The sequence below is a fragment of the Streptomyces sp. NPDC111628 genome, from assembly GCF_055635195.1.
The window spans coordinates 229245-246693 of the sequence record NZ_JBVKBZ010000004.1; the positions used below are offsets into that span (position 1 = coordinate 229245).

At 73.2% G+C, this 17449-nt stretch carries 19 protein-coding genes; 14 read left to right on the top strand and 5 right to left on the bottom strand.

Going from position 1 to position 17449, the window contains the following annotated elements:
* Positions 1-16: 16 nt before the first annotated feature.
* From ACZ7MF_RS22995 to ACZ7MF_RS23005, 3 genes are all read right to left on the bottom strand, one after another.
* On the bottom strand, positions 17-889 hold the full coding sequence (locus ACZ7MF_RS22995; protein WP_471479280.1) for an LLM class F420-dependent oxidoreductase: 873 nt from the start codon (positions 887-889) through the stop codon (positions 17-19).
* A 106-nt stretch (positions 890-995) separates the two neighbouring features.
* Positions 996-1472 (bottom strand): heme-degrading domain-containing protein, encoded by a 477-nt coding sequence (locus tag ACZ7MF_RS23000; protein ID WP_471479282.1) that lies wholly within the window; start codon positions 1470-1472, stop codon positions 996-998.
* Complete coding sequence (locus ACZ7MF_RS23005; RefSeq protein ID WP_471479284.1) at positions 1469-2551, bottom strand: Gfo/Idh/MocA family oxidoreductase; 1083 nt, start codon at positions 2549-2551, stop codon at positions 1469-1471. Before ACZ7MF_RS23005 ends, ACZ7MF_RS23000 begins: the two co-directional genes overlap by 4 nt.
* A 56-nt stretch (positions 2552-2607) precedes the next feature.
* Between ACZ7MF_RS23005 and ACZ7MF_RS23010 the strand changes: the two genes are divergently transcribed.
* A complete protein-coding gene (locus ACZ7MF_RS23010; protein ID WP_471479287.1) occupies positions 2608-3942 on the top strand; it encodes an ROK family transcriptional regulator in 1335 nt (444 codons plus the stop codon).
* Between the two features lie 259 nt (positions 3943-4201).
* A complete protein-coding gene (locus ACZ7MF_RS23015) occupies positions 4202-4957 on the top strand; it encodes a GntR family transcriptional regulator (protein ID WP_471479289.1) in 756 nt (251 codons plus the stop codon).
* Positions 4958-4969: 12 nt separating this feature from the next.
* On the opposite strand, the gene ACZ7MF_RS23020 is transcribed toward ACZ7MF_RS23015, so the two are convergent.
* Positions 4970-5674 (bottom strand): SDR family oxidoreductase, encoded by a 705-nt coding sequence (locus ACZ7MF_RS23020; RefSeq protein ID WP_471479291.1) that lies wholly within the window; start codon positions 5672-5674, stop codon positions 4970-4972.
* 141 nt (positions 5675-5815) lie between these two features.
* On the opposite strand from ACZ7MF_RS23020, the gene ACZ7MF_RS23025 reads away from it, so the two are divergent.
* The 10 genes from ACZ7MF_RS23025 to ACZ7MF_RS23070 all read left to right on the top strand — a co-directional run bounded on the left by ACZ7MF_RS23025 (position 5816) and on the right by ACZ7MF_RS23070 (position 14707).
* Positions 5816-6733 (top strand): helix-turn-helix transcriptional regulator, encoded by a 918-nt coding sequence (locus tag ACZ7MF_RS23025; protein ID WP_471479294.1) that lies wholly within the window; start codon positions 5816-5818, stop codon positions 6731-6733.
* Positions 6734-6800: 67 nt separating this feature from the next.
* On the top strand, positions 6801-7946 hold the full coding sequence (locus tag ACZ7MF_RS23030; protein WP_471479298.1) for a TIGR03364 family FAD-dependent oxidoreductase: 1146 nt from the start codon (positions 6801-6803) through the stop codon (positions 7944-7946).
* Positions 7947-7953: 7 nt separating this feature from the next.
* Complete coding sequence (locus ACZ7MF_RS23035) at positions 7954-8685, top strand: HAD family hydrolase (protein ID WP_471479302.1); 732 nt, start codon at positions 7954-7956, stop codon at positions 8683-8685.
* The gene (locus ACZ7MF_RS23040) at positions 8682-9749 is read left to right on the top strand and encodes an ABC transporter ATP-binding protein (protein WP_471479304.1); all 1068 of its coding nucleotides are present in this window, start codon (positions 8682-8684) and stop codon (positions 9747-9749) included. Before ACZ7MF_RS23035 ends, ACZ7MF_RS23040 begins: the two co-directional genes overlap by 4 nt.
* On the top strand, positions 9739-10563 hold the full coding sequence (locus tag ACZ7MF_RS23045; RefSeq protein WP_471479308.1) for a 2-aminoethylphosphonate ABC transporter permease subunit: 825 nt from the start codon (positions 9739-9741) through the stop codon (positions 10561-10563). The genes ACZ7MF_RS23040 and ACZ7MF_RS23045 overlap by 11 nt, the downstream gene beginning before the upstream one ends.
* On the top strand, positions 10550-11347 hold the full coding sequence (locus ACZ7MF_RS23050) for an ABC transporter permease (RefSeq protein WP_471479310.1): 798 nt from the start codon (positions 10550-10552) through the stop codon (positions 11345-11347). Before ACZ7MF_RS23045 ends, ACZ7MF_RS23050 begins: the two co-directional genes overlap by 14 nt.
* Positions 11348-11389: 42 nt before the next feature.
* A complete protein-coding gene (locus ACZ7MF_RS23055) occupies positions 11390-12451 on the top strand; it encodes a 2-aminoethylphosphonate ABC transporter substrate-binding protein (protein WP_471479312.1) in 1062 nt (353 codons plus the stop codon).
* Between the two features lie 75 nt (positions 12452-12526).
* Positions 12527-13306, top strand: coding sequence for an HAD-IIA family hydrolase (locus ACZ7MF_RS23060; protein WP_471479314.1), 780 nt, complete (start codon positions 12527-12529; stop codon positions 13304-13306).
* 103 nt (positions 13307-13409) lie between these two features.
* The gene (locus ACZ7MF_RS23065) at positions 13410-13964 is read left to right on the top strand and encodes a hypothetical protein (protein WP_471479316.1); all 555 of its coding nucleotides are present in this window, start codon (positions 13410-13412) and stop codon (positions 13962-13964) included.
* 2 nt (positions 13965-13966) lie between these two features.
* Complete coding sequence (locus ACZ7MF_RS23070; RefSeq protein ID WP_471479318.1) at positions 13967-14707, top strand: class F sortase; 741 nt, start codon at positions 13967-13969, stop codon at positions 14705-14707.
* Here the strand turns inward: ACZ7MF_RS23070 and ACZ7MF_RS23075 are convergent.
* Positions 14697-15590, bottom strand: a complete 894-nt coding sequence (locus ACZ7MF_RS23075) for a LysR family transcriptional regulator (RefSeq protein WP_471479319.1) — start codon at positions 15588-15590, stop codon at positions 14697-14699. The two genes, ACZ7MF_RS23070 and ACZ7MF_RS23075, sit on opposite strands and share 11 nt — an antisense overlap.
* 116 nt (positions 15591-15706) lie before the next feature.
* Between ACZ7MF_RS23075 and ACZ7MF_RS23080 the strand changes: the two genes are divergently transcribed.
* Together ACZ7MF_RS23080 and ACZ7MF_RS23085 are read left to right on the top strand one after the other, a co-directional pair.
* Positions 15707-16291: a hypothetical protein gene (locus ACZ7MF_RS23080; protein ID WP_471479321.1), complete on the top strand. Its 585-nt coding sequence runs from the start codon at positions 15707-15709 to the stop codon at positions 16289-16291.
* Positions 16292-16372: 81 nt separating this feature from the next.
* Positions 16373-17398, top strand: a complete 1026-nt coding sequence (locus tag ACZ7MF_RS23085) for a glycoside hydrolase family 6 protein (RefSeq protein WP_471479322.1) — start codon at positions 16373-16375, stop codon at positions 17396-17398.
* Positions 17399-17449: the final 51 nt, after the last annotated feature.

Here is a 17449-nt window from a genome sequence, read left to right on the forward strand (position 1 = left end):
GTGCGTCCGCCCGCGGTCAGTCCAGAAGCTCGGCGAGCCTGCGCCAGCCCTCCCTCGGGAGGCGGGCCATGTCGTCCTCCACCAGCTGGAGGGCCACGTGATCGGCGCCCGCGGCGTGGAAGGCGTCGATGCGGGCGCGGATCGTGGCCTCGTCGCCCCAGGCGAACACGGCGTCGATGAGGCGGTCGCTGCCGCCGCCGGTGACGTCGTCGTCCGTGAAGCCGAGGTTCAGGAAGTTCTTCGTGTAGTTCGGCAGCTTCAGGTACATGGCGAGGTAGGCGCGGGCCGTCGCACGGGCGCGGGACGGGTCGGAGTCGAGGACGACCTTGAACTCCGGGGCCAGCAGCGGGCCCTCGCCGAGCCGCTCGCGGGCCTGCGCGGTGTGCTCCGGGGTGACCAGGTACGGGATGGCGCCCGCCGCCCGGTCCCGGGACAAGTCCAGCATCTTCGGGCCGAGCGCGGCCAGCACCCGGTGACCGGAGCGCATCCCGGCCCGGTCCAGCTCGTCCAGGTAGCCGACCATCGTCGAGTACGGGCGGCGGTACCCCTCCACGCGCGGGCCGTGGCTCACCCCGAGGCCGAGCACGAAGCGGCCCGGGTGGGCCACCTCCAGCTCGGCGAAGCCCGCCGCCGCCTCGGACGGCTTGTGCTCCCAGATGCTCTGGATGCTGGTGCCGACCACGATCCGCTCCGTCGCCCCGATCAGCGGGGCGGCGTGCCGGGCGGCGCTGTTGCCGCCGAGCCACAGGGCGCCGTAGCCGAGCCGCTCCAGCTCGGCGGCGGCCTCGGCGCGTTCCGCCGCGCCCTCCGGGTCCTCCGAGCGCAGCTGGGCGCTCCAGACGCCGTACCGTCCGACCGATTCCTTCGGGGAAGCCGTCGCCTCGTTCATCGCTTGCGATCCCTCCGGTGGGCACCGTGATCAACCTGCGTGTCTGCCTGCCAACCACGGGTACCCACCGCTGATTCCCCGACCACGCAGCGCGGGGCCGGTCGGGCTACTCGCCCAGGAACCGCTCCAGCGCCTCGACGACCAGCCGGTGGTCCTCGACCTGCGGCAGCCCGGAGACCGTCACCGCGCCCACGACGCCGACGTCGGCGACGGTGACCGGGAAGGAGCCGCCGTGTGCCGCGTACCTGTCGGGGTCGAGCCGCGAGGACTCCTCGAAGGTCGTGCCCTTGGCCCGGAAACGCGAGCCGACCAGGTACGAGGCCGAGCCGTACCGCTCCACGACGCGGCGCTTGCGGGCGATCCAGGCGTCGTTGTCGGGGGCCGAGCCGGCCAGCGCGGCGTGGAAGAGCTGCTGTCCGGCGCGGTGGATGTCGATGGCGACCGGCGCCTCGTGCTCCCGGGCCAGCTCGACGAGCAGGGAGCCCAGCGCCCACGCGTCGTCGTGCGTGAACCGGCGGAAGACCAGGCGGCGTTCCTGCTCCTCCAGCTCCGCGACGGTGGGGGGCGTCGGTGCGGTGCTCACAGGGTCACCACCACTGCGTCGCGGGCGGACCGGCGGGCCGCCTCCAGTACGTCCAGGGCGGCGGCCGCCTCCAGCGCGTCCACCGGGTTCGGGCCGCCCTCGCGCAGGGCCCTCGCCACCGCCGCGTAGTACGCGGGGTAGTCGCCCGGGACGGTCGCCGCGACCTGCCCGCCGCCGGTCGGCGGGGAGTCCCCGGCGCCGAGGCGGCCCCACAGCGACTCGTCCTCCTCGCCCCAGCCGGGCCCCGGCCGCTTGCCCTCGCGCAGCGCCGCCTCCTGCGGGTCGAGGCCGTGCTTGACGTAGCCCGCCTTCGAGCCGAGCACCCGGAAGCGGGGGCCGAGCTGGGCGGCGGTGGAGGAGACGTAGAGGTGGGAGCGGACGCCGTTCGCGTGCGTGAGCGCGAGGAACGTGTCGTCGTCCGCCTCCGCGCCCGCACGCCGGACCACGGACTCGGCGTACACCTGCGTGACCGGGCCGAAGAGGACGAGGGCCTGGTCGACGACGTGGCTGCCGAGGTCGTACAGGAGACCGCCGATCTCCGCCGGGTCGCCGGACTCGCGCCAGCCGCCCTTCGGCTTCGGCCGCCAGCGCTCGAAGCGGGACTCGAAGCGCCACACGTCGCCCAGCGCGTCCTCGGCGAGCAGCTCGCGCAGGGTGAGGAAGTCGTTGTCCCAGCGGCGGTTCTGGAAGACGGAGAGCAGCAGGCCGCGCTCCTCGGCCAGGGCGGCCAGCGCCCGCGCCTCCGCCGCCGTGCCCGCCACCGGCTTGTCCACCACGACCGGCAGACCCGCCTCCAGGGCCCGCCTCGCGAGCGGGACGTGCGTCTTGTTCGGGGAGGCGACGACGACCAGGTCCAGCTCGGCGGCCCGGTCGAACAGCTCGTCGGGCGTGGCGACGGTGCGCACGTCCGGGAACTCGGCGCGGGCCTGCTGCTGCCGCTCCGGGTTCGAGGTGACGACCGTGTCCAGGGCCAGGCCCTCGGTGGCGGCGATCAGCGGGGCGTGGAAGACGGAGCCCGCGAGGCCGTAGCCGACGAGGCCGACGCGCAGCGGGGGAGTGCCGGGAGGGGTAGCAGTCATGCGCCCTACTTTCGCAACGGTGTTGCCAAAGTGCAAGCGCCGGGGACAATGGGGGAGTGAACAGGAGCAACGGCGGGGGCACGGCGATCGGCCGAGGCACGGGTACGGGTGCGGGCGGCGCCAATCTGCTCGCGCTGCGCAGCCACAACACCGCCCTGGTGCTCGACCTGCTGCGCGGCGCCGGTGCGGAGGGGATCAGCCGGCTGGAGCTCGCCGAGCGCACGGGGCTCACCCCGCAGGCGGTCAGCAAGATCACCGCCCGGCTCCGGGGCGAGGGCCTGGCCGCCGAGGCCGGACGCCGCGCGTCCACCGGCGGCAAACCGCGCACGGTCCTGCGCCTGGTGCCCGGGGCGGGCCACGCCCTCGGCGTCCACCTGGACCGCGACGAGCTGCGTGCGGTGCTGGTCGACCTCGACGGCACCGTGGTGGCGGAGCGGCGCGCGCCGCTGGACCTGGGTGCGGGCGCGGAGACCGTGCTGGAGGGGGTCGCGCGGGCGGCGGAGGAACTGGCGGCGGAGGCGCCGGGGCCGCGTTCTGCGGAGGGATCGCGAACTTTCGTCGCGAAGGGGCTGCGAGCGCCGGGCCCGGCCGACACGGGCACGGGCACGGGTGCCGGGGAGTGGACCTCGCAGGAGCCGGGGGCTGCCGCCGTGGAGGGCGCGTGGCCGCCGGGGTCCGGCCTCGCCGCCGTCCCCACCCTCCTCGGGCTCGGGGTCGCCCTGCCGGGGCCGCTCGACCATGTCCGCGGTGTGCTGCACCGGGTCACCGGCTTCCCGGAGTGGGACGGCTACCCGCTGCGGGACGCGCTGGAGCGGCGGCTGGGCGTGCCGGTCGTCGTCGACAAGGACACCAACGCGGCGGCGCTCGGCCTCGCGGTCGGCGGCGCGGGCAACGCGGAGGGCGGCGCGGGCGCCGGGGCCGGTTCCTTCGCGTATCTGCACCTCGGTACGGGACTCGGCGCCGGTCTCGTCTTCGGCGGCGGCGTGCACCGGGGCGCCCGGACCGGCGCCGGGGAGTTCGGGCACCAGGTCGTCCAGCTCGACGGGCCGCCCTGCACCTGCGGCGCCCGGGGCTGCATAGAGGCCCTGTGCCTCGCCGCCGTCGCCCGCGGGGACCTCGCGGAGGCGGCCAGGGTGCTCGGCGCGGGCGCCGCGAACCTCGCCGGGCTGCTGGACATCGACCAGGTACTGCTGGGCGGCCGTACCGTCGCCGCCGCGCCCGAGGCCTTCGTCCACGGGGTCGGCGCGGTCCTCGACGCCCGCGCCCGGCGCGAGGGCGGTCACGACGGCGCCGTACCGGTGCGGCTCGCGCCGGGCGGGCCGCGCGGCGTCGCGGAGGGCGCGGCCCAACTGCTGCTCGCCCCACTCTTCGGCCGGGGGGACGGCGGCTGACCGCCGCCCCGGCACCGGAGCCCCACCACCGAGCCCGCTGCGGCGCCCGTCCCGGCAAGCCCCGCCGCCACCGGGCGGACCGTCGGCCCGGCCTCCTCGCCGTCGCCCTGGGCGGTCGCGGCTCCGGCCCTCTGGTGCCGCGCCGCTGCGGTCGCCTCTGCCGTCGCCGGGCCGGTTGCCGGTCCCCCGCCGCCCCGGCCTCGTCGCCGCCCCCCGGTCCCGGAGGGCCGGCGTCACCCGGGTCTGCGAACATCCCTGCGTGGACTATCCGAACGACCAGGCCCCGGGCGCCCCCGTCCGCTCCGGGATCCCCGAGCACGGGCGCGTGCCGAAGTACTACGCCGTCAAGGCGCGCATCGACCGTCTCGTCGGTGAACTGGGGGAGGGCAGCGCCATCCCCACCGAGCGGGACCTGTCCGAGCGCTACGGGGTCGCCCGCGAGACCGTGCGGCAGGCGCTGCGGGAACTCCTCCTCGAAGGCAAGCTGCGCCGCCAGGGACGCGGCACCGTCGTGGCCGGACCCAAGCTGGCGCAGCCGCTGTCCCTGGCCAGCTACACCGAGGGCGTCCGGCGCCAGGGCCGTACCCCGGGCCGTGCGCTCGTCACCCTCGACCGCTTCCCCTGCCCCGACGCGCTCGCCGCCGAGACCGGCCTCACGCGCGGGGAGCCCGTCTGGCACCTGGAGCGCGTCCTGCTCGCGGACGACGAACGGGTCGGGCTGGAGAGCACGTACGTCGCCGTGGCCCGCATCCCCGACCTCGACTCCGCCTTCGACCCCGACTCGTCCTTCTACGCCCACCTCGCCGCACAGGGCATCGCCTTCGGGGACGCCGACGAACGCATCGAGACCGTGCTCGCCACCCCGCGCGAGGCGCTGCTCATCGGCACCCCGCCGGCCCTCCCGATGCTGCTCATCCACCGGGTGTCCCGGGACACGGAGGGCCGCCCGCTGGAGCGGGTGCGCACGCTCTACCGGGGCGACCGCTTCTCCTTCACCACCCACCTGCGCGGCTGAGGAGCACCCCGGTCAGGCGGGCTGGCCCAGGGGCCGGACGGTCAGGGTGTTGAGGTCGACGCCCGCCGGCTGGTCGAGGGCGAAGCAGATGGCCTCGGCGACGGGCTGGGGAGGCAGGGCGAAGGAGGGAACGTCGGCGCCTTGCCAGAACGGGGTGTCGATCATGCCGGGGTTGACAAGAGTGACGCCGATGCCGCGGGTCGTGGCGTGCAGGCGCAGGTTCTCGGCGAGTCCGGTGGTGGCCCACTTGGTGGCCGAGTAGAGGTTGGCGGGAGAGTTCTTCAACCCGGCGACGCTGCCGATGAGCACCAGCCGTCCGCCGGTGGCCTCGAGGTGGGGCAGGGTGGCGTGGGCCAGCAGGGCGGGGCCGAGCACGTTGGTGAGGACCATGGGCGACCAGAGCGCCGGGTCGCCGGCCCCGATGGAGCCGCCGGACATGAATCCGGCGTTGGCCACCGCCGCGTCAAGGGCACCGAAGTGCGTCACGGTACGGGTCACGGCCGACTCGGTGGCCCGCCAGTCCGCCGCGTCCGCGACCAGGCCCAGCAGCCGGTCGGGGCGACCGGCCTCGTCGAGGAAGGCCTTCAGTCTGCCTTCGTCGCGGCCGGTGACGGCCACGCGGTGGCCGCGGTCGAGGAGCAACCGCGCGGTGTGGGCGCCGATACCACTGGTCGCGCCGGTGATCAGTACGGTCTTGCCGGTCATGGTCATAGTCATGGTCATGCTCCCTGGGCGTGGAGGGGGACGGCCTCACGAAACCGGTGCCGCCGGAAGCGGACAAGGTCGCGTTCATGGGGGGTACAGGCACAACCTCCCTCCGTCTCTCCCCGTCGGCCGGACCATGGGTAGCGTGGGCGGATGGAACCTGCGCCCGGAAAGCACACCGGGAGTCATACGGACAACCGCTCGGACATCCGCGATTTCCTCGTCAGCCGGCGCGCCAAGCTCACCCCGGAGCGGGTCGGACTGCCCACCGGCCGACGACGCCGGGTGCCGGGACTGCGGCGCGAGGAGGTCGCGGCCCTCGCCGGGGTGAGCACCGAGTGGTACACGCGGCTGGAGAAGGGCCACATCGGCGGCGTCTCCGAGGAGGTGCTGGAAGCGGTCGCGCGGGCCCTGCTCCTCGACGAGGACGAGCGCACCTACCTGCTCGACCTGGCCAGAGCGGCCCGCCCCGCCCGCCGCAGGTCGCCCTCGGCCCGCCGCAAGGACGTCGCGATCCCGTCCCCCGTCCAGTGGATGGTGGACGCCATGACCATGGCCCCCGCCTTCGTGCGCAGCGGCCGCCTGGACATCGTCGTGAGCAACGCGCTGTGCAGGGCCCTGTACGCGCCGATGTTCGACAGCGACACCACCCGCGACCGGGGCTGCGCCAATTTCCCCCGCTACTTCTTCCTCGACCCCGGTTCCCGCGATTTCTTCGTCGACTGGGAGGAAGGCGCGAGGGCCACGGTCGCCGTACTCCGCGCCGAGGCCGGACGTGAACCCCACGACCGGGCCCTGCGCGAGCTCGTCGGCGAACTGGCCACGCTCAGCCCCGACTTCCGCACCATGTGGGCCAGTCACGACGTCCGCATCCGTCACGAAGGCGTCAAGCGGCTCGACCATCCCGAAGCCGGCCGCCTGGAGCTGACCTTCCGCCAGCTGAACCTGCCCCTGCCCCAACGGGCCGTCCACGACCTGATCATCTACACGGCCGAGCCGGGCACCCCCTGGGCCGACCGACTCAGACTCCTCGCCAGTCGGACAGCATCTCAGGACATAACGAAGGGGTAACGGGTCTAGCCCAAACGTGACGACCAGTTCACGCTCTCGTTGTCGGCCGGATTCCTCCGGTTCCCCGATGCCAAGGAGCGTGGCGGTCGTGAGAGTGATAGTCGTCGGAGCCGGCGTGGTGGGAACCATGCACGCCTGGCACGCAGTGAACCGCGGCCACGAGGTCGTACAGATCGAGCGCGAGACCGAGGCCAGGGGCGCCTCACTGCGCAACTTCGGCCAGATCTGGGTCAGTGGCCGAGCGGGCGGACAGGAGCTGGAGACCGCGCTGCGGGCCCGGGAGCTGTGGGAGGAGATCGGCGGCCGGATCCCGGCGCTGGGGTTCCGCCCGAACGGCTCCCTGACCCCGCTCCGCGGCGACCTGGAGCGCGCCGTCGCCGAGGCGGCCGTCGCCCGCCCGGACGCCGCCGCCCGCGGCCACAAGCTGCTCACCCCCGGCGAGGCCCGCGCCCTGAACCCGGCCCTGCGCGGCGCGTTCGACGCCGCGCTGTACTGCGAGCGCGACGCCGCGGTGGAACCGCGCACCGCCCAGCTCGCCCTGCGCGCGGAACTGAGCAGGTCCCCGCGCTACACCTTCCTGCCCGGCCGTGAGGTCCGTGACGTCGTCGGCGAACACGCCGTCCGCGACGACCACGGCGACACGCACACCGGTGACGTCGTCGTCCTCGCCACCGGCGCCTGGCTCGGCGGCCTCGTGCGCGAACTGGCCGGGCCCGGGCTGCCCGTGCGCCGGGTGCGGCTCCAGATGATGCAGACCGACCCTCTCGGCGAACCGCTCACCACCTCGGTCGCCGACGCCGACAGCTTCCGCTACTACCCCGCGTACGGCTCGCCCGCCCTGGACGAGCTGAACGCCCGGCAGCCGCAGCCGGCCACGGCCGCCGAGCACCGTATGCAGCTGCTGATGGTCCAGCGCGCCGACGGCGGCCTGACCATCGGCGACACCCACGCGTACGAGCACCCCTTCGCCTTCGACACCGTCGAGGACCCCTACGAGCACCTCACCGGCGTCGTCGAGTCCCTCCTGGGCCGCCCGCTGCCCCGGATCCGCCGCCGCTGGGCCGGGGTGTACGCGCAGTGCACCGACCCGAGCCGCGTCGTGCACCGGCAGCGGGTGCGCGAGGGCGTGTGGCTGGTCACCGGGCCCGGCGGGCGCGGCATGACCTGCTCACCCGCGATAGCCGAGACCACCGCGAACGAACTGGGTTGGTGACCCCCTGATGACCACGACGACCACGACGACCACGACGACCACGGCCTCCCCCGACATCCGCCTCGTCGTCCTCGACATGGCCGGCACCACCGTCGCCGACGGCGGCCTCGTCGAGCGCGCCTTCGACACCGCCGCCCGCGCACTGGGCGTCGAACCCGGCACCCCGGACCACGCCGAGAAGCTCGCCTACGTCCGCGCCACCATGGGCGAGTCCAAGATCTCCGTCTTCCGGCACCTGTTCGGCGACGAGGACCGCGCCCGGCGCGCCAACACCGCCTTCGAGCAGGCGTACGGCGCCCTCGTCGACGACGGCCTGATCGCCCCGGTCCCCGGCGCCCGCGAGGCCGTCGAGGAGCTGACGGCCGACGGCCGCACCGTCGTCCTCACCACCGGCTTCGCCCGCGTCACCCAGGACGCCATCCTCGACGCGCTCGGCTGGCGCGACCTGGTGCCGCTCACCCTGTGCCCCGCCGACGCGGGCGGACGCGGTCGCCCGCACCCGGACATGGTGCTCACCGCCTTCCTGCGCACCGGCGCCGCCGACGCCGTACGGCAGGTCGCCGTCGTCGGAGACACCTCGTACGACGTGCTCAGCGGCGTACGGGCGGGTGCGGGCCTGGTCGCCGGGGTGCGCACCGGGGCGCACGGCGACGACGCCTTCCGCGAGGCGGGCGCGAGCCACGTGCTGGACTCCGTCGCCGGTCTGCCCGCCCTCCTGCGGGGAGCATCCGGCCGATGAGCACCACAAGCAGCGGCATCCGCTTCGACTCGGTCACCGTCGCCTACGACGGCAACGTCGTCCTCGACGCCCTCGACCTCACCGTCGAACCCGGCGAGGTCATGGCGCTGCTCGGGCCGTCCGGATCCGGCAAGACCACCGCGCTGCGGGCGGTCGCCGGGTTCGTACGGCCCGCCTCCGGGCGGGTGTTCCTCGGCGACCGCGACGTCACCGGCCTGCCCCCGCACCGGCGCGGCATCGGCATGGTCGTCCAGCAGTACGCCCTGTTCCCGCACATGCGGGTGGCGGACAACGTCGCCTTCGGGCTGAAGGCCCGCAAGGTCCCCAAGGACGAGATCCGCACCCGGGTCGCCGAAGCCCTGGACATGACCGGCATGGGCGCCTACGCCCGCCGCCACCCGCGCGAGCTGTCCGGCGGCCAGCAGCAGCGCGTCGCCATCGCCCGCGCGCTCGCCATCCGGCCCGACGTCCTGCTCCTCGACGAACCGCTGTCCGCCCTCGACGCCCAGCTGCGCTCCGGCATGCTCGCCGAACTGGCCCGCCTGCACCGCGAGCTGCCCGACGTGTCGATCCTGTACGTCACCCACGACCAGGTCGAGGCCCTCACCCTCGCCGACCGGATCGCCGTGATGGACCGGGCCCGGCTCCAGGCCTGCGGCACCCCGCGCGAGCTGTACCGGGCGCCGGCCAACGCTTTCACGGCGTCCTTCGTCGGCAACGCGAACCTGCTGCCGGTGACCGTCGGCACCGGGGGAGTGTCCTTCGGGGACGCGGAGATCAGGGTGGACACGGGGGGTGTCGCGCGGGGCGCGTCGGCCACCTTGTGCGTACGCCCGCACCTCGTCGGGCTCGGCGACGGACCCAACCTGCTCACCGGGACGGTGGGGGAGATCCAGTGGCGGGGGGCCACGCACCGCCTCTACGTCGAAGTGGACGGTCACCGCGTCATGGCCGACCTGCGCGAGCTGAAGGCTCCGCCGGTGCACGGGGAGCCGGTGAGCCTGCACTTCGCACCCGAGGACGCGGTGCTGCTGCCCGCGGGGGTGAGCACCGGTGAGGACTAGAACGGCTTACCTGTGGGCCCTGCCGCCCGTGGCTCTGCTCGCCCTCTTCTTCCTGTACCCCCTCGCCCTCGTCGTCCAGCAGTCCTTCCAGCCCGACACCGGCGGCACCTCGCTCCAGCCCTACGCGGACGTCTTCGCGTCGACCGCCTTCCGCGAGGCGCTGTGGACCACCGTGTGGCTGGCGGTGGCGGCCACCGTCGGCTGCCTGGTGCTCGGCTTCGTCCTCGCGCTGGTCATCGCCTTCGTGCCGTTCCCCGGGGCGAAGGCGGTGGCCCGCTTCGTCGACGTCTTCCTGTCCATCCCGTCCTTCCTGATCACGCTCGCCCTGCTGTTCGTCTACGGCACCGTCGGCATGGCCAACGGTGCCTGGACCGACGTGACGGGCGCGGCCGAGGGGCCGTTCCAGTTCCTCACCACGCCCTGGGGCGTGCTCCTCGCGGAGATCACGTACTTCACGCCCTTCGTGATGCGCCCGCTGCTCGCCGCGTTCTCGCAGCTCGACACCGGGCAGCTGGAGGCCGCCGGTTCGCTGGGAGCCCGCGCGCCGCGCATCGTCCGGCAGGTCGTCCTGCCCGAGGCGCTGCCCGCCCTCGCGGCCGGCGGCAGCCTGGTCCTGGTGCTCTGCCTGAACGAGTTCGGCATCGTCCTGTTCACCGGCGCCAAGGGCGTCACGACCCTGCCGACCCTCGTCTACGGCAAGGCGATCCTGGAGTCCGACTACCCGGGCGCCTGCGTGGTCGCCGTCGTCAACGTCCTGATCTCCGTGGGCCTCTACGGCCTCTACCGGGTGGTGAGCCGCCGTGCTGGTGCATAGCCGGGCGGCGAGGTGGGCCGTGTGGGCCCTCTTCCTCGTCCTCTTCCTGCCGCTGTTCGCCCTCCCGCTCCTCGTGGTCCTCGGCGCCTCCTTCGCCACGAACTGGTCCAGCGTCCTGCCCTCCGGCTTCACCACCGCCCACTACGAGGCGGCCACCCGCGGCGAGGCCCTGGAGGCGCTCACCACCAGCCTGGTCACCGCCACCGCCGCCAGCCTCCTCGCCCTCGCGGCTGGCACCTGGGCCGCCCTCGCCGCCGCGGCGCTGAAGCAGCGCCACCGCAAGGCGCTCGACGCCCTGTTCGTGCTGCCGCTCGCCGTGCCCTCCGTCGTCGTGGGACTCGCCACCCTGGTCGCCTTCTCCCAGCCGCCGATGCTGCTCAACGGCACCCGCTGGATCGTGATCATCGCCCACACCGTGCTGGTCACCGCCTTCGCCCACCAGTCCGTGTCCGCCGCCCTCACCCGCCTCGACCCGGCCTACGAGCAGGCCGCCGCGTCCCTGGGCGCCGCACCGGCGTACGTCCTGTGGCGGGTGAAGCTGCCCCTGCTGCTGCCGTCCCTGACCGCCGCCGCCGGACTCTGCTTCGCCCTGTCCATGGGCGAGCTGGGCGCCACGATGATGCTCTACCCGCCCGACTGGACCCCGCTGCCCGTCCTGATCCACGCGGCCACCGACCGCGGCGCCCTGTTCACCGGCTCCGCCGTCGCCGTGGTCCTCATGACGGCCACCCTGCTGGTGCTGCTCGCCGTCTCCCGGATCCGCACCAGAGCCTCCTACCGCTGAACCAGCCCCGCCCGCCCCGACACGCAAGGAGTCCACCTCGCCATGCCCAGAAACGCCCTCAAGCCGCTCACCGCCCTCACGGCCGTCACCGCCCTCGCCGTCCCGCTGACCGCCTGCTCCGGCACCTCCGCCGCCTCCGACGAGAACGTCGTCACCGTCTACAGCGCCGACGGCCTCAAGGGCGAGAACGGCGACGGCTGGTACGACCGGGTCTTCGCCGACTTCGAGAAGGAGACCGGCATCAAGGTCGAGTACGTGGAGGGCGGCTCCGGCGAGATGGTGCAGCGCACCGTCCGCGAGAAGCGCAACCCGCAGGCCGACGTCCTCGTCACCCTCCCGCCCTTCATCCAGCAGGCCGACGTCAAGGGCCTGCTCCAGAAGTACGCCCCGAAGGGCGCCGACCGGGTCAGCGGCGCCGACCAGGCCGCGAACGGCACCTGGACCGCCGTCGTCAACAACTACTTCGGCTTCGTCCACAACACCAAGGAGCTGAAGCAGGCCCCCGCCACCTGGGAGGACCTGCTCGATGCGAAGTACGAGAACAAGCTCCAGTACTCCACCCCCGGCGTCGCCGGCGACGGCACCGCCGTCCTCATCAAGGCCATGCACGACTTCGGCGGCGAGCGGCCCGCCATGGAGTACCTGGAGAAGCTCCAGGCCAACAACGTCGGCCCGTCCGCCTCCACCGGCAAGCTCGCCCCCAAGGTCGACAAGGGCGAACTGCTCGTCGCCAACGGCGACGTGCAGATGAACTACGCCCAGTCCAAGTCCATGCCCAACCTCGGCATCTGGTTCCCCGCCCCCGAAGGCGGCAGGCCCACCACCTTCGCCCTGCCCTATGCCGCCGGTCTCGTCACCGACGCCCCGCACACCGGGAACGGGAAGAAGCTCCTCGACTACATGCTGAGCCAGCAGGCACAGCGGCAGGTCAGCGAGATCGGCGGCGGCTTCGCGGCCCGCCAGGACGTCAAGGCCACCGACGCCAACGCCATCGCCCTCACCAAGCTGATGGACGGCGTGGAGGTCTTCGAGCCCGACTGGAACGACATCGAGGAGAACCTGACCTCCTACATCGACGCCTGGAAGGAAGCCACCGGAAGCTGAGACGGCCGTTCCCACAAGATCCCGCACTGTCTAGGCTGGGGCGCACGCAGGACCGCGCAGGCAGGAGACCCGCACATGGCAGACCGCAAGCCCATCGAGTCGTGGCTCACCGACATGGACGGGGTCCTCATCCACGAAGGCGTGCCGATCCCCGGCGCCGACGCCTTCATCAAGAGGCTCCGCGAATCCGGCAAGCCCTTCCTGGTCCTGACCAACAACTCGATCTACACCCCGCGCGACCTGCACGCCCGGCTGCGCCGCATGGGGCTGGACGTGCCGATCGAGTCCATCTGGACCTCGGCGCTGGCCACCGCCCAGTTCCTGGAGGACCAGCGGCCCGGCGGCTCGGCGTACGTCATCGGCGAGGCGGGCCTGACCACGGCCCTGCACGACATCGGCTACATCCTCACCGACCACGACCCCGACTACGTGGTCCTCGGCGAGACCCGCACCTACTCCTTCGAGGCCATGACGAAGGCGGTACGGCTGATCAACGCCGGCGCCCGCTTCATCTGCACCAACCCCGACGAGACCGGCCCCTCCGCCGAGGGGCCGCTCCCGGCGACCGGCGCGGTGGCCGCCCTGATCACCAAGGCGACCGGCAAGCAGCCGTACTTCGCGGGCAAGCCCAACCCGCTGATGATGCGCACCGGGCTCAACGCGATCGGCGCCCACTCCGAGACCAGCGCGATGATCGGCGACCGCATGGACACCGACGTGCTGGCCGGCATGGAGGCCGGGATGCAGACCTTCCTCGTCCTGACCGGCCTGACCCGGCCCGAGCAGGTCGAGAACTTCCCCTACCGCCCCTCCCAGGTCGTCGACTCCATCGCGGACCTCGTGGAACGGGTCTGAAACGCGGATTTCCTCCGCATGACCCGATCGGAGTAGCCCCGGCCCCGCGCAGGATGCGGTGCCGGGGCTCGCGGGGGAGCCTCCAGGTAACTGGAGGTACACGATGGGCTCACTGAAAGTCACACTCTGTGCGGGTGCCGCGCTGGCCACCGCGCTGTGCGCACCGGCGGCCTACACCTACGCGGCGGACGGCGGTGGCGTCTCCGTGTCGCCGTCCTCGCCCGCCCCCGGCACCGATGTCACGCTCCGCGTGCCCGACTGCACCGAGAAGACGGCCGTCGCCGTGTCCGCGGCCTTCGAGTCGGACGTACGGCTCAGCCTGGCCGCGGGCGACGGTGTCCTCGTCGGCTCCAGCACGGTCCGCACCAGCGTGCGGGCCGGTGCGTACGCCGTGCAGGTCAAGTGCGGCGAGCAGGCGCGCAAGGGCACCATCACCGTGCACGACGAGAGGCGCCCGACCGCACCCGCCTCGCCCGTCGCCCCCGTCGACGCGGGCGGCGGCGGCACCGCGGAGCTGGCCGCGTCGCAGACCGGGGACGGGGCGCGCGTCGATCCCCCCGGCACGGCGCACACCCTGACCGGCCTGGTGCTCGCGGGCATCGCCGCCGTCGCCGTGGCACTGCGCAGCGTCCGCAGCCGGAGCCGCGGGACGGACTGACCATGTCCGAACAGGACGAGCAGGACACCGCACGGGGGACCGCGTCGCCGACCGCGCCGGAGAGCGCACCGAGGACCGCTGCCCCCGGCGGGCGCCTGGTCACCGGCATCGCCTGGGCGGTGCTGCTCCTCGGGCTGTGGCTGTGGGGCCGCGAGGCCACCGACGTGCGCGAGGGCATATCGCGGCCGGCCACCGGCGACATGGCGGCCGCCGGACGGCCCCCCGACGTCCCCCTGCCCCCGGCCCACGCGCCCCTCGACGACGCCCGGCCGCAGCGGCTCGACGTCCCCGGACTCGACATCGACGCCCCCGTCGTGGCCCGCGGCCTCGACGCCAAGGGCGCCATCGAAGCACCGCCCTTCGACCAGCCCGGCACCGTCGGCTGGTACGCGGCCGGGGTCGCCCCCGGAGCCGCCGGGACCGCCCTGATGGTCGGCCACGTCGACACCGAGACCCGGCCCGCCGTCTTCTACGAGCTCAGCACCCTGGAACCCGGCCAGACGATCCGGGTGGTCCGCGACGACGCCGAGGTCGCCGAGTTCACCGTCGACGACGTCCAGGTCCTCACCCGCGACGGCTTCGACGCCCAGCAGGCCTACGGACCCCGCGACACGGACCGCTCCGAACTCCGCCTCATCACCTGCGGCGGCACCTTCGACCACACCACCGACAGCTACACGGCCAACGTCGTCGTCTCCGCCTACCTGACCGGAACCGGCCCCGCCCGCGACGTCATCCGATGAGCGGTCCCGTCTCCCGCGCCGCCCTCGCGAGGGCGCGGACCAGCCCCGTCTCCCCGGCCGTCGGCCAGATCAGGGCCCAGCTCGCCGTCGGAGCGTCGTACGGGCGGAGATAGCGGAGGCCGTGCCACTGGTAATAGCGTGCGGCGTCGCCGTGGACGAGGCTGATCGCCCCGCCCGCCGCGACCACGGCGGCGAGTTCCTGGAACGAGGAGACCTCCGGGCCGCGCCGGGTGGGCCGGCCGCCGGGGGTGTGGGTGGGGACGAGCGTCTGCTGCCAGTACTCGGGGATGGCGGTGGCGGAGTGCGGCAGGAGCCAGTCGGCCAGGTCCTCCATGCTGACGGCGTCACGGCGGGCGAGGGGGTGGTCGGTGGCGACCATGAGGAGCAGGGGTTCGGTCACCACGACCGGGCCGACGGTGAGATCCGGTTCACGGACCGGCAGCCAGGCGGTCGCCACGTCCACCGAGCCGTTCCGGAGCGGGCCGAAGGGGTCCGTGAAGATGACCTCCCGAATGCGCAGGGCGACCTCGGGGTGCCGGCTGCGGAACAGGTCGAGCAGGTGTGCGTGGTCGTGAGCCTGGGAACCGTGCAGGCCAAGAGAGAGCGTGCCCGTCGAGCCACGGGCGGCAGCGGTGGCCGCGCTGGTGCCGTCGAGTATCTGCTGGTAGCCCGCACCGAGATCGCGCCGCAGCTGTGCGCCGATGGCGGTGAGCTCGACCTTGCGGCTGCTCCGGGCGAAGAGACGCGCGCCGATCCTGCGCTCCTGCTTGGCGATCGACTGGCTCACCCGCGCCTGCGACACGTGCAGCCGGTCCGCGGTCCGGCCGAAGTGCAGCTCCTCGGCCAGCGTCAGGAAGATCTCGATGTCCCGTAGTTCCACCACTTGCCCCCGGTCCGTCAGCGATAACAGCTGGGTTATCAGACCATGTGCAGCGGGAGATTGTTCGCGTCCTTCCCGCCCCGCATCCTGGGTCGGACGCAGGGCGGCAAGGAGAAGAAATGCGGATGCGGGGCGTGGTCACGGTGGGTGCGGCAGTCCTGATGCTGACGGCGGTCAGCGGCTGCGGCGACGACGAGGGCGGCGGGAGTACGGGGGCCGACGGCGGGGGCTACGGGCAGTCCGCCGGCAGCGGGGGACGGCTCATGGACACCGAGCCGCAAGGCCGTCCGAGCGCCCCCACCATGGCCGACATCGAGGCGTTCGTCAGCACCCGCACCACGTGCACCGATCTGCACATGGAGGACCGGGACTCCGACCACGAGGACGACCCGGAGGCCGAGTCGACCGGCAAGCTGTGGGGCATCAAGGAGCGTGCCGTCTGCTGGGACGCGAAGGGCAACGGGGTCACGCTCATGTCCGTCGACGACATGAAGAGCTTCCAGACCCAGGCGCAGAAACGGGGCCCCGCCGGGTACCTCGTCGGGGAGGACTTCGTCGTCACGGGCGGCCCCACGACGACGGCCGACCTCAGGGGGTCCGGGCTCCTCGCCCTCGTCTGCGACCCGGAGACCCAGATCCCGAGCGGCTACACGAAGGAGAAGGGTCTCGTGGACGGTTGCACACTGACCGATTTCATCTCCTGACGCCCGTCGGCCGATGACCGCGTGGGCGCACGAGGCGTATGTCAGGATTGAGCCTCGGAACAGTGCACCCAGGGGGGTTGGATGTACGGCAGCAAGCCGGCCGGAAACATGTCCAGGAGGCGGGCTGCGTCGGCGGCGGCACTCGGAGCGGCGGCCCTGCTGCTCGCGGGCTGCTCCTCGTCCGGCGACGGGGACGACAAGGGCGCGGGCGCCGGGATCACCCAGCAGCCCAAGGAGACCGACCCCTTCTGGGTCAACCCGGACGGCAACGCGGCCCAGCAGGTCGCGTCCCTGGCCGACGCGGGCAAGAAGGACCAGGCCGAAGAGATCCGCAAGATCGCCCAGCAGCCGACCGGCGAGTGGATCAGCCCGGAGAACCCCGAGGAGCAGGCCCGCGGCTTCACCGAGGCCGCCGACGAGGCCGGCCGCACCGCGCTGCTCGTCCTCTACAACATCCCGCACCGCGACTGCGGCCAGTACTCCGAGGGCGGCGCCGCCGACGGCAACGCCTACCGCTCCTTCGTCGACGGCGTCGCCAAGGGCATCGGCGACCGTGCCGCCACCGTCGTCCTGGAACCGGACGCGGTGCTCCACCTCGTCGACGGCTGCACCCCGCAGGAGTTCCACGAGGAGCGCTACGACCTCCTCAAGGGCGCGATCGCCAAGCTGGGCGCTCTGAAGAACACCAAGGTGTACCTCGACGCGGGCAACGCCGGCTGGGGCCACCCCGACCAGATCTTCGACCCCCTGAAGCGGGCCGGCATCGACCAGGCCGACGGCTTCGCGGTCAACGTGTCGAACTTCTACACCACCGAGGACTCCATCGCCTACGGCAAGCAGCTCTCCGCCAAGGTGGGCGGCAAGCCCTTCGTCATCGACACCAGCCGCAACGGCAACGGCCCCTACACCGAGGGCGCCCCGGACGAACGCTGGTGCAACCCTCCGGGCCGAGCCCTCGGTGAGACCCCGACCACCAAGACGTCGGACCCCCTCGTGGACGCCTACCTGTGGGTCAAGCGCCCCGGAGAGTCCGACGGCGAGTGCAAGGGCGGCCCGAAGGCGGGGGAGTGGTACCCCGAGTACGCCTTGAAACTGGCGCAGGGGTAAACGCCCTCAGGGGCGCGGGGAACGGCGCGGTCCACCACGACGCTCCCCGCA